The sequence below is a fragment of the Brenneria populi genome (assembly GCF_036016195.1).
GTDB lineage: Bacteria > Pseudomonadota > Gammaproteobacteria > Enterobacterales > Enterobacteriaceae > Brenneria > Brenneria populi.
On sequence record NZ_JAYWTM010000040.1, the window covers coordinates 1 to 12,294 of the forward strand.

Below are 12,294 nucleotides of genomic sequence, written 5' to 3' on the forward strand. Positions count from 1 at the left end.
GCGAGTTTTTTTAAACATGGGGGGAATCTCCGCAGATCTTTATTGCAAATAAGAATTATTACCGCTTTTGATCTCGCGTTAGCTATGCGCAATGACGGCTTGCGTATGCGCGGCGCCAAAAAGGGAACTTTGCGGAAAAAAGCCTGAACGGCGATCGGGACAAAGAAAAATCGTTGGAATGGAAGCGACGCTAGCAGACGTTGCGCGCCTCGCTCGGCGCGATGCCGTAACGCCGGCGGAAAGCGGTGGAGAAATTGGTGGCGTGCTGATACCCCGACATCCAGGCGGCCTGCTGCACGCTATATCCCTGCGCCAGATAGCGCCGGGCGAGCTCCAGCCGGCAATCGCGCAAATAATCGAACACCGAGCGCCCGTAAACCTGACGGAATTTGGCTCTCAGGCTGCTGGCGCTCATGGCGGCCAGATGCGCCAGCTCGTCGAGCGTATACTCTTTTTCAGGCTGCTGCGCCAGCAGCCGACGCACCTTCTCCAGGCGGTGTTGCTCGCCGGGCGGCGGCGGACGGCGCATTTCCCGCCCGCCGCTCCGGCCGAGCGACAGGCCGTGTCCCAGCAGTTGCTGCATAGCGCCCTCCAGCATGAACTGGCGCGGCAGCCCCGACGGCGCTTCCAGCGAGTAGCGTAATCCCGCCAGCAAATGCTCCGGGAGCTGCCATAAAAACGCCGGATAGCCGCCGCGTTCCCATTCATCCAACAGCGGGGATAACGGCGGTTGAGCATAGCCGGAAGGTTGGACGCCGAGCGAAAGGGTGCGGAGATGATGGTCAGCCGGATGGCGGACGTTCATTGTCAGACGATCGCCGAGCCGGGTACTAAACGCCATCCCCGATCGCACGACAAACTCCTTGCCGTCGAGGCGCAGCGCCACGCTTCCCTCCAGCACGACCAGCGTATAAAGCGGGCAGCGGTGAAGAGACATTGACTCGTAAGGTTGGAGCACCCGCACGTTGGAATTCGTCAGGCTGAGGCCGGAGGAGAGCGTCATCTCTTCGACGTCGCCCTGCACCACAATCCGCTTTTCTTTCCCGCGCTCGCGGCTTGACGATAGCTGCGGAAAACGGTAATCGATGCCGTAACGTGCGCCGAAATCAAAGAAATCTTCGATGGAAAAGAGCCGTTTTAGCATGAGATTAGCGCATCCCCCTACCCTGTTTAACGTCCGGCCCGGACCCGCGGTTAACGAAAACCGCGCCGCAGAGCGAAAAGCCGATTCCCGCCTAATAATTATTCACCTTACCATCGCCGCGCAGGCGCATCAATAAGAGTAATAACCATTCTCATCGAACGGTGTGCGGGGGTGGGGTTCGCGTGGGGATAGGCTAAAAAATTATGCCGAGGCGGGGGAAAACGCCCTGTGAGCGGCATGGACGCGGCAAAAGCCCGTGGCGCGCAGGAAGCGCGTCACGAGCGGCGCGATTAGCGTTCTCGAACGCCGAAGGAGATGCGAGGCGGCGTACTGCTTCGTAACCTAATCCGCGTCATAGCCCAGATTCGGCGCCAGCCAGCGCTCCACCTCGCCGACGGGCATCCCTTTACGCTTGGCGTAGTCTTCGACCTGATCGCGCTGGATCTGCGCGACGGCGAAATACTTGCTGTCGGGGTGGCTGAAATACCAGCCGGATACCGAGGCGCCCGGCCACATGGCGTACGAGTCCGTCAGCTTCATGCCCGCGTGCTTTTCAACGTCCAGCAGCTGCCAGATTTCCGCCTTTTCAGTATGGTCCGGGCAGGCCGGATATCCCGGCGCCGGGCGAATCCCCTGATAGTTTTCGCGGATCAGTTCGTCGTTGCTGAGACTCTCATGCGCCGCGTAGCCCCAGTAAACCTTGCGCACGCGCTCGTGCAAATACTCGGCGAAGGCCTCCGCCAAGCGATCAGACAGAGCCTTCACCATGATTTTATTGTAATCGTCGTGCTTCGCCTCCCACTGCGCGGCCAGCGCATCCTCCTCCAGCCCGCCGGTGACGGCGAATGCGCCGAGATAATCGGGCTTGCCGCTGGATTTAGGCGCGACAAAATCGGCCAGACAATAGTTGGGGAAGTCCGCTTTTTCCGTTTGCTGGCGCAGGTGATGGCTGACCAACAGCACCTCATCGCGCCGCTCATCGGTATAAATCTCCACGTCATCCCCCACCCGGTTGGCGGGAAATAACCCGACGACGCCGCGGGGATGGAGCGCGCCGCGCGCCGCCAGGTCGTCCAGCATAGCATTGGCGTCGGCAAACAGCCGCTTAGCCTCATCGCCCACCACGTCGTCTTCCAGGATGCGCGGGTATTTGCCCGCCAGCGACCAGGTCATAAAGAACGGCGTCCAATCGATGTAGTTGCGTAGGGTTTCTATACCGGCGCGGACTTCCTGTACGCCTAAACGATGCGCCGCCGGCGGCGTATAGGTTTCCCAATCCAGCGCGGCGGCGTTATCGCGGGCGGCCTGCAGCGTAACCGGCGGCGTTCTCGGTTTTTTACGCCCGTGCTGAATGCGCACGGTTTCATACTCTTTGCGGGTTCGGGCGACGAAATCATCGCGCTGGCTGTCGGACAACAGCGCGGCGACCACCCCTACCGTACGGGAAGCGTTCTGCACATAAACGGTCGGGCCGCTGTAGTTCTGCTCGATCTTCACGGCGGTATGCGCTTTCGACGTCGTCGCGCCGCCAATCATTAACGGCAAAGTGAACTGCTGGCGCTCCATCTCCTTCGCCACGTTGACCATTTCATCAAGGGAGGGGGTAATCAGGCCGGACAGGCCGATAATATCCACCTTCTCTTCGCGTGCGGTCTTCAGGATCCTGTCCATCGGCACCATCACGCCCAGATCGATGATTTCATAGTTATTACACTGCAATACCACGCCGACGATGTTTTTACCGATATCGTGTACGTCGCCCTTCACCGTCGCCAGCAGGATCTTGCCGGCGGTTTCGCCTTTCGCCTTGCTAGCTTCGATATAGGGTTCAAGATAGGCGACGGCCTGCTTCATCACGCGCGCGGATTTCACCACCTGCGGCAGAAACATTTTACCGGCGCCGAACAGATCGCCCACCACGTTCATGCCGTCCATCAGCGGGCCTTCGATCACCTCTATCGGGCGCTCCGCCTCTTGGCGCGCCTCCTCGGTATCCGGTTCGATAAACTCGGTGATGCCCTTGACCAAAGAGTATTCCAGACGTTTCTTCACCGGCCAGGAACGCCATTCGGCCTGCGCCTGGTTGCTCTCGTCGTCCGACTTGCTGCCGCGATATTTTTCCGCCAGCTCCAGCATGCGTTCGGTGGCGTCGTCACGGCGGTTGAGGATCACATCCTCCACCGCATCGCGCAGCTCGGCGGGCAGATCGTCATAGATCGCCAGCTGACCGGCGTTGACGATCCCCATATCCATTCCGCTGCGGATCGCATGGTAAAGGAAGACGGCGTGGATCGCTTCGCGCACCATGTCGTTGCCGCGGAAGGAGAATGAAACGTTGGAGACGCCGCCGGAGATCATCGCATAGGGAAGCTGCTGCTTAATATCCGCGCAGGCTTCGATAAAGTCGACCGCATAGTTGTTATGCTCTTCAATCCCGGTCGCGACGGCGAAAATATTGGGGTCGAAAATGATATCTTCCGGCGGGAAACCCACTTCTTCCGTTAGGATGCGATAGGCGCGGCGGCAAATTTCAATCTTGCGGGCGCGGGTATCCGCCTGCCCGACTTCATCGAACGCCATCACCACCATCGCCGCGCCGTAGCGCCGCACCAGCTTGGCGTGTTGCACAAAGGCCTCGACCCCCTCCTTCATGGAAATGGAGTTGACGATCCCCTTGCCTTGAATGCATTTCAATCCTTGCTCGATAACGTCCCATTTCGAGGAGTCGATCATGATCGGCACGCGGGCGATATCCGGCTCGCCGGCGATCAGGTTGAGAAAACGGGCCATCACCGCTTTCGCATCCAGCATCCCTTCATCCATGTTGATATCGATGATCTGCGCGCCGTTCTCTACCTGATGACGGGCGACATCCAGCGCTTCATTATATTTTTCTTCTTTTATCAGCCGCTTGAAACGCGCCGATCCGGTGACGTTGGTGCGCTCGCCCACATTGACGAACAGCGTATTGTCATCGATGGTTAACGGCTCCAGCCCGGACAGCCGGCAGGCCACCGGAATATCCGGCAGTTTACGCGGCGCCACGCCTTTGACCACCTCGGCGACCGCGGCGATATGCGCCGGCGTCGACCCGCAGCATCCCCCCACGATATTCAAAAATCCCGCGCGCGCCCATTCGCCGATGTGGCGCGCCATATCGTCGGCGTCCAGATCGTATTCGCCGAAAGCGTTCGGCAGCCCCGCGTTGGGGTGGGCCGACACATAACACTCGGCGATGCGGGAGAGTTCCGCCACGTACTGGCGCAATTCGCCCGGGCCCAGCGCGCAGTTCAGGCCGAACGACAGCGGCCGGGCGTGACGCAACGAGTTGTAGAACGCTTCCGTGGTCTGCCCCGACAGCGTTCGCCCGGATGCATCGGTGATGGTGCCGGAGATCATCACCGGTAACTCAATCCCCAGTGCTTCAAACTCGGTTTCCACCGCAAAGACGGCGGCTTTGGCGTTTAAGGTATCAAAGATGGTTTCGATCATGATCAGATCGACACCACCCTCGATCAGCGCGCGGGTGGATTCCCGGTAGGCGGCGACCAGTTGATCAAAACTGATATTGCGAAAGGCGGGATCGTTAACATCCGGAGAAATAGAGGCGGTGCGGTTGGTCGGGCCAAGCACGCCGGCGACATAACGCGGCTTATCCGGCGTCATCGCCGTCCATTTATCGGCACAGGCGCGCGCCAGGCGCGCCGCGGCGCTATTAATCTCGGCCGACAGCGACTCCATGCCATAGTCGGCCATAGCGATAACGGTGGCGTTGAAGGTGTTGGTTTCCAGGATATCGGCCCCGGCCTCCAGATAAGCGTCGTGGATGGCGGCGATAACCTGGGGTTTGGTCAGCACAAGAAGGTCGTTGTTGCCTTTTACGTCGCTCGGCCAGTCGGCAAAACGTTCGCCGCGATAATCTTCTTCCTGCAAGCGATAGCTCTGGATCATGGTTCCCATCCCACCATCCAGCACCATAATGCGTTGCGCTAACTGACGGCGCAACTCGTCTACCCGATTAATCACAAATACCTCATACCAGCGATGAATATCTCACCAATGCAAGCGCCTATCCTAACATAACTTGCCCCTTCGCTAACGTCGCGCCGCATGAGACTTTTTCAGGCAAACGCCGCCCTGGCGGCGGTAAAAGAGGGGTTGCATTCTTGGCTGAAAAAACGAAAATCAGTTCCATTATATGAAAAAGGAAGTTATGCCATGTCACCCGCAGAACCCGCTAAAAGAGGGAAAAAACCGCGAGCCGCCGCCGCTCCCCAGCCGGCCGGGCAGGTGCAATCGCTGACGCGCGGCCTGATCCTGCTGGAATATATCGCCAAATCCCACGTCGGCGTCGCGCTCACCGATCTGGCTCAGCAGGCGGGTTTGCCCAACTCCACCACCCACCGCCTGTTGACCACCCTGCAGCAACAGGGGTTCGTCCGCCAGGTGGGCGATCTGGGCCTGTGGACCATCGGCTCCCACGCGTTTATCGTCGGCAGCAGCTTTCTGCAAAGCCGCAATTTGCTGGCCATTGTGCATCCGATACTGCGTAAACTGATGGAAACCTCCGGCGAAACGGTGAATTTGGCGGTGCTCGATCGCAGCGATTTTCAGGCCATTATTATCGATCAGGTGCAGTGTACCGCGCTGATGCGCATGTCCGCGCCCATCGGCGGCAAGCTGCCGATACACGCTTCCGGCGCGGGGAAAGCCTTTCTCGCCAGCCTGCCGGATCCGCAGGTCGCGGCGCTGCTGCATAAAACCGGACTGCACGGCTACACCCCGCGCACCCTCGACTCGCCGCAGCGTCTGAAAGAAAATCTGTCGGACATTCGCCGCCAGGGCTACGCCTTTGACGACGAAGAGCATGCGCTGGGGCTGCGCTGCGTGGCGGCCTCGATTCTGGACGAGCACCGCGAGGCCTTCGCCGCTATCTCTATTTCCGGTCCGGTTTCCCGCATTACCGACGACCGCGTCACCGAACTCGGGGCGCTGGTCATCAAAGCGGCGAAAGAGATTACCCGCGAATACGGCGGCGCGGACTAGCGCCCCGCCCGCTGGTTAAAGCGGCGCTTATAGGGGTAGGCGTAGACGTCTTCAACATGGCCTTCCCGGATGCGCCGCTGTAAAGCGCGCCAGTAATCGGCGCGAAACAGCTCGCCATGCATCTCCTCAAAGAGCGCGCGCAACGCGCGATCGCCGCATAAAAAGTGACGAAACTCTTCGGGAAAAACGTCATTGGGGGAGACGCTGTACCAGGGCTCGGCCGCCAGTTCGTCTTCCGGATAGCGGGGCGGCGGAATATCGCGGAAATTCACCTCCGTCATATAGCAAATTTCATCATAATCATAAAACACCACCCGCCCGTGCCGGGTAACGCCGAAATTTTTAAACAGCATATCGCCGGGGAAGATATTGGCGGCGGCCAGCTGTTTGATCGCATTCCCATACTCGTCGATCGCCTCTCGACGCCGGCGCTCATCCGCCTGTTCAAGATAGAGATTCAGGGGCGTCATGCGCCGCTCCATGTACAGATGGCGGATCACGATCCGATCGCCCGCCTCTTCCAGCTTTTCCGGCGCCTCCCGCCGCAGTTCCGCCATCAGCTCCGGACTGATGCGGCGCTTATCAATGACGAAATTCTCATACTCCTGCGTATCGGCCATGCGCCCGACGCGATCGTGCTCCTTGACCAGCCGGTAACAGGCCATCACCCGTTCGGCGCTGACCTCTTTCGGCGCGGCGAAGCGATCCTTAATCACCTTAAAAACGCGATCGAACGAAGGCAGCGTAAACACCAGCATCACCATCCCCTTTACGCCGGGCGCGATAATGAATTGCTCCCGCGAATCGGCCAGATAGCGTAAATATTCGCGGAAATACTCCGTCTTGCTGTGCTTCTGACAGCCGATCGCCAGGTACAGCTCGGCGGTGGTTTTACCCGGCAGAATATCGCGCAGCCAGGCGACCAAAGCCGATGGCTGCGGGGCATAAACCATAAAGTAGGAACGGGCGAAGCCAAAGACAATGCTGGCCTCTGCACGCGAGGTCAGGCAGGTATCAATAAACACCGCGCCCCGCTCATTATGATGAATAGGCAGCAGGAAAGGGAAAACCCCCTCCGGCAGGAAAATCTTTCCCACCAGCCAGGCGGCTTTATTGCGGTAAAACAGTTCGTTAGCCACCTGCAGCGTCACCTGGGAAAGCTGCTCGGATGAGAACGCGCGCTGTAGGTAGGCCACGATGAACGAGATATCCCGCGGCAAATTCTCCCACGGCAAACGCAGCGGCACATCCTTCAGCAGTTTTTCCAGCATTTCGCGCCAGCCGTCGGACGGCACGAACGCGCGGGAGATGGGACGGGAAATTTCATGGAAGCGCTTTTCCGGCTGGGAACTGAAAATAAACAGTTTTTCCGGCGTAAGCTCCCGATGGTGGAACAAACGGCAATAGACCGAGTTAAAAAAGCTTTCGGCGATCTCAAAGCGCGGGTAATCGGGCAGCAGCGCGGTGTAAATCCGTTTGACCCGGGCTAGAAAATCGGCGTTCTCGCAGCGCGAGCCGGTGATGCAGCGCAATTGCTCCACCACCAGCCCGACGTGATGATCGTAAAGATGAATCCTATCCTTCATCGCCTGCTGTACCGACGGCCAGTCGGCCTGCTCAAAACGCTGCTGGGCGCCGGCGGTAATTTCCAGAAAACGGCCGTACTGGGCGTCGAATCCCTGTAAAATCGTCTGCGCCGTCAGTTGCTCAAGATCGCGCGCCATCGCGTTCTCCAGATAAAAAAACGCCGGGCGGGATCAGAACTGCTGCTCCTCCGTGGAGCCCGTCAGCGCGGTGACCGAAGAGACGCCGCCCTGAATGATGGTCGTCACCTTGTCGAAATAGCCGGTCCCCACTTCCTGCTGATGCGATGAGAAGGTATAGCCGTCTTTAATCGCCGCGAACTCCGGCTGCTGCACTTTCTCGACATAGTGCCTCATCCCCTCGCCGCGCGCGTACGCATGGGCTAAATCAAACATGTTGAACCACATACTGTGGATGCCGGCCAGGGTGATGAACTGGTATTTATAGCCGAGCGCGGAGAGTTCGTCCTGAAACGCGGCGATCGTTCTGTCGTCCAGATTTTTTTTCCAGTTAAACGAGGGCGAGCAGTTATAGGCTAATAGTTTACCGGGATATTTCTCATGGATCGCGGCGGCGAAACGGCGCGCCGCGGAGAGATCGGGCGTTGAAGTTTCGCACCACACCAGGTCCGCATAGGGCGCGTAGGCCAGGCCGCGGCTGATGGCCTGCTCGATGCCGGCGCGGGTGCGATAAAAACCTTCCACCGTACGTTCGCCGGTGACGAAAGCCCGATCGTATTCATCGCAGTCCGACGTCAGCAAATCCGCGGCATCCGCGTCCGTACGCGCCACCAGGAGCGTCGGCACGCCAAGCACATCCGCCGCCAGCCGGGCCGCGACCAGCTTCTGAACCGCCTCCTGCGTGGGCACCAGCACTTTGCCGCCCATATGACCGCACTTTTTCACCGACGCCAGCTGATCCTCAAAATGCACCGCCGCCGCCCCGGCTTCGATCATCGCCTTCATCAATTCAAACGCATTCAGCACGCCGCCGAATCCCGCTTCGGCATCCGCCACAATCGGCAAAAAATAGTCGATATAGCGCTTATCGTCCGGTTCGATATTATTCGCCCACTGAATCTGATCCGCGCGCCGGAAAGTATTATTGATGCGCTCGACGATGGCAGGCACCGAGTTCGCCGGATACAGCGATTGATCGGGATACATCGCGCCCGCCAAATTCGCATCCGCCGCCACCTGCCAGCCGGAAAGATAAATGGCTTCAATCCCCGCTTTCGCCTGCTGCAGCGCCTGGCCGCCGGTTAATGCGCCGAGGCAGTTCACATAGCCTTTGCGCGCCTCGCCCTGTAGCAACCGCCATAGTTTCGCCGCCCCCAGCCGAGCCAACGTGCATTCGGGATTCACCGAACCGCGCAGATTAATCACCTCCGCGGCGCGGTAAGGACGCGTAATGCCGCTCCAGCGCGTCGTTGTCCATTCTTGTTCAAGTTGTTGAATCTGTTGGGTACGAGAGAGTGCCATAGCTGAGATTCCTTATGATTGCGGTCGAGTTAACTAATCAAGCAATGCATAGCCGGGTAACGTCAGAAAATCGATAAGCTCATCCTGCGTCGTGATGCGCTCCATCAGGCGCGCCGCTTCATCAAACCTCCCGCGGCTGAAGGCGGCGTCGCCCAACTCTTGCTGAATCACCCGCATCTCTTCCGCCAGCATCTGGCGGAAGAGCGCCAGCGTCACGGGGCGGCCATCGCTCAGGGCTTTACCGTGACGCATCCATTGCCAGATTGAGGTGCGGGAAATTTCGGCCGTCGCCGCATCTTCCATCAGGCCGTAAATCGGCACGCAGCCGTTGCCTGAAATCCAGGCTTCGATATACCGTACCGCCACGCGAATATTGGCGCGCATGCCGGCCTCCGTACGTTCGCCGCCGCAAGGCTCCAGCAGCGCTTCAGCGCCGACCGGCGCATCATCGGCGCGGCTGATATCAAGCTGGTTTTTACGATCCCGCAAAACCCGATCGAACACCGCCATCGCGGTATCGGCCAGGCCAGGATGCGCTATCCAGGTGCCGTCGTGGCCGTTGCCCGCCTCCAGCTCTTTATCCTGACGCACCTTCTCCAGCACCTGGGCGTTGCGTTCAGGATCTTTACTGGGAATAAAGGCCGCCATGCCGCCCATCGCCAGGGCGCCGCGGCGGTGGCAGGTTTTAATCAGCAGTTTTGAATAGACGCTGAGAAAAGCCTTTTCCATCGTCACCGACTGCCTGTCCGGCAATACGCGATCGGGATAGTTCTTCAACGTTTTGATATAGCTGAAAATATAGTCCCAGCGGCCGCAGTTCAAACCCACGATATGATCGCGCAGCGCGTGCAGGATCTCATCCATCTGAAAAACGGCCGGCAGCGTTTCAATCAGTACCGTGGCTTTGATCGTGCCGCGCGGAAGATCGAAGCGATCCTCGGCGTAGCAAAACACATCGCTCCACCAGGCCGCCTCGCGCCATGACTGTATCTTCGGCAAATAGAAATAGGGACCGCTGCCTTTGGCCAACAGCGCCGCATGGTTGTGGTAAAAATAGAGCGCGAAATCAAACAGACAGCCCGGGATCGCCTCCCCCTGCCAGATCGCGTGTTTCTCCGGCAGATGCAAACCGCGCACGCGGCAGACCAGTACGGCGGGATGCGGCTTCAGCTGATAAATCTTGCCCGTCTCATTGACGTAGGAAATCGTTCCCCTTACCGCATCGCGCAAATTTATCTGACCGTCGATCACCTTATCCCAACCCGGGGACAGGGAGTCTTCAAAGTCGGCCATAAACACTTTTACGTTGGCATTCAACGCATTAATCACCATCTTTCTCTCAGCGGGACCGGTGATCTCAACCCGCCGATCGGTAAGATCGTCGGAGATGCCGCGGATTTTCCACTCGCCATTTCTAATGGAAGCCGTTTCCGAAATAAAATCGGGCAGCCGACCGCGATCGATGTTCTCCTGCTGCGTCCGACGTTCCGCCAATAGCTGATTGCGCCGCTGCGTAAATCGGCCGACCAACTGCGCTAAGAAATCAATCGCGCCATCATTAAGGATCTGCCGTTCCCCATCGCCAAAACGCTGAGTGAACGTCAGCTCTCTGCTTATGGTCTGTTGCGTCATTTCATTGCTTCCTTATCAGCTTTCCCGTCACCGGTCAGCCGCCTGACCAATATGGGAAGGGTGAACATTTATCAACCGACAAACTTAAGCCTAATGGATAAAAATAAAAAATCAAAAACAATTTCCATTTTCAAATAAAAATCAATATATACCATTGAAATTAAAATTATTTATTTTATGTATAAATGGGAAATTAATTTCATCAATTCGTATAAAAGGGATAAAAAAGGCGCCGGAGAGGCGCCTTTGACAGGAAAAGAGCAGGTTCAGTCCAGCGTAGGATTCATACGACGCAAATCATAAGGCGTAATCTGGTAAACGTAGTAATTAAGCCAGTTAACGAGCAACAGATGCCCATGGCTGCGCCAGGTGGCTTTAGGTACGATCTCGGGATTGTCGTCGGGGAAATAATTTACCGGAATCGTCGGGTTAAGCCCGCACGACTTATCGCGAAAATATTCATTCGCCAGCGTCAATGCATCGTATTCAGGGTGGCCGGTAACAAAGGCCAGACGCTTATCCCGACTGGCAAACAGATAGGCGCCGGCCTGTTCGGACTCGACCAGAATTTCCAGGTCGGTGCGGCTGCGAATCACCTCGGTGGGGAAATCCGCGTAGCGCGAGTGGGGAGCCAGAAACGTCTCATCAAATCCCCGCGTCAGTAAAGCGTGAGGCTGCAGCGTATGATGGGCATAGACGCCCGATAGCTTCTCTTTGCGGGTCATTTTCGGTATGCCGTACAGAATATTTAATGCCGCCTGTACCGCCCAGCAGACAAAAAGGGTGGAAGTGACGTGCTCTTTCGCCCACTCAACGACCCTAACGATCTGCGGCCAGTAAACCACATCGCAAAAATCAACTAGCCCCAGCGGCGCGCCGGTAACGATCAGACCGTCAAAATTTTCATCCTGAATATCATCAAAGTCACAGTAGAAATTGTTCAGATGTTCGGTCGGGGTATTCTTTGATTCGCGGCTATCAATACGCAGCAATTGAATATCAATCTGCAGCGGAGAGTTCGATAACAATCTCAAAAATTGATTTTCGGTTTCAATTTTCTTCGGCATCAGGTTCAGTACCAGCACTTTCAAAGGGCGAATTTCCTGCGTTTTGGCGCGAGAAGAGGTCATAACAAAAACGTTCTCATTGCGCAGAAAACTTACGGCTGGTAACTCATCAGGAACCCGGATTGGCATAACCTTATATCCTCACTACATACGTTTATACGTTTAGACTTCTAGATGCCTGAAGATAACGATTTTTGCTCCTAATGTCGAGCAAACAGTCACCAAGGTGAAAATGTTTCATCACGTATCGAGATATGCTTATCCGTTTTTTATATAAAGAAAAAGGGAGGGGAAAATAATCAAAAAATGCGCCATAACGCAAAAAGCCCCATGCTTACGC

Annotated in this window: 7 protein-coding genes; 1 reads left to right on the forward strand and 6 read right to left on the reverse strand. The window is 57.2% G+C overall.

Features of this window, described 5'->3' with window-relative positions; translation table 11 throughout:
• Positions 1 to 190: 190 nt before the first annotated feature.
• Together VSX58_RS21305 and metH are read right to left on the reverse strand one after the other, a co-directional pair.
• Entirely contained in the window at positions 191 to 1,144 is a 954-nt protein-coding gene (locus VSX58_RS21305; RefSeq protein ID WP_327619834.1) for a helix-turn-helix transcriptional regulator, read from the reverse strand.
• A gap of 342 nt (positions 1,145 to 1,486) precedes the next feature.
• Positions 1,487 to 5,170, reverse strand: a complete 3,684-nt coding sequence (gene metH, locus VSX58_RS21310) for a methionine synthase (protein ID WP_327619835.1) — start codon at positions 5,168 to 5,170, stop codon at positions 1,487 to 1,489.
• Positions 5,171 to 5,362: 192 nt separating this feature from the next.
• Here metH and iclR point away from each other — a divergent pair, with 192 nt between their 5' ends.
• Complete coding sequence (iclR, locus tag VSX58_RS21315; protein ID WP_327612330.1) at positions 5,363 to 6,190, forward strand: glyoxylate bypass operon transcriptional repressor IclR; 828 nt, start codon at positions 5,363 to 5,365, stop codon at positions 6,188 to 6,190.
• Here iclR and aceK read toward each other — a convergent pair.
• From aceK to metA, 4 genes are all read right to left on the reverse strand, one after another.
• The gene (gene aceK / locus VSX58_RS21320) at positions 6,187 to 7,914 is read right to left on the reverse strand and encodes a bifunctional isocitrate dehydrogenase kinase/phosphatase (protein WP_327619836.1); all 1,728 of its coding nucleotides are present in this window, start codon (positions 7,912 to 7,914) and stop codon (positions 6,187 to 6,189) included. The genes iclR and aceK overlap by 4 nt on opposite strands.
• A 33-nt stretch (positions 7,915 to 7,947) precedes the next feature.
• Positions 7,948 to 9,255, reverse strand: a complete 1,308-nt coding sequence (gene aceA, locus VSX58_RS21325) for an isocitrate lyase (protein ID WP_327612332.1) — start codon at positions 9,253 to 9,255, stop codon at positions 7,948 to 7,950.
• Positions 9,256 to 9,288: 33 nt separating this feature from the next.
• Positions 9,289 to 10,887: a malate synthase A gene (aceB, locus tag VSX58_RS21330; protein WP_327619837.1), complete on the reverse strand. Its 1,599-nt coding sequence runs from the start codon at positions 10,885 to 10,887 to the stop codon at positions 9,289 to 9,291.
• Positions 10,888 to 11,153: 266 nt separating this feature from the next.
• Positions 11,154 to 12,083, reverse strand: a complete 930-nt coding sequence (gene metA, locus VSX58_RS21335) for a homoserine O-acetyltransferase MetA (protein WP_327619838.1) — start codon at positions 12,081 to 12,083, stop codon at positions 11,154 to 11,156.
• Positions 12,084 to 12,294: the final 211 nt, after the last annotated feature.

Coding starts and splice junctions, on each gene's coding strand:
- aceA (WP_327612332.1), bottom strand. CDS start 9,255: ATGGCACTCTCTCGTACCCAACAGATTCAACAACTTGAACAAGAATGG.
- VSX58_RS21305 (WP_327619834.1), bottom strand. CDS start 1,144: ATGCTAAAACGGCTCTTTTCCATCGAAGATTTCTTTGATTTCGGCGCA.
- aceK (WP_327619836.1), bottom strand. CDS start 7,914: ATGGCGCGCGATCTTGAGCAACTGACGGCGCAGACGATTTTACAGGGA.
- aceB (WP_327619837.1), bottom strand. CDS start 10,887: ATGACGCAACAGACCATAAGCAGAGAGCTGACGTTCACTCAGCGTTTT.
- metA (WP_327619838.1), bottom strand. CDS start 12,083: ATGCCAATCCGGGTTCCTGATGAGTTACCAGCCGTAAGTTTTCTGCGC.
- iclR (WP_327612330.1), top strand. CDS start 5,363: ATGTCACCCGCAGAACCCGCTAAAAGAGGGAAAAAACCGCGAGCCGCC.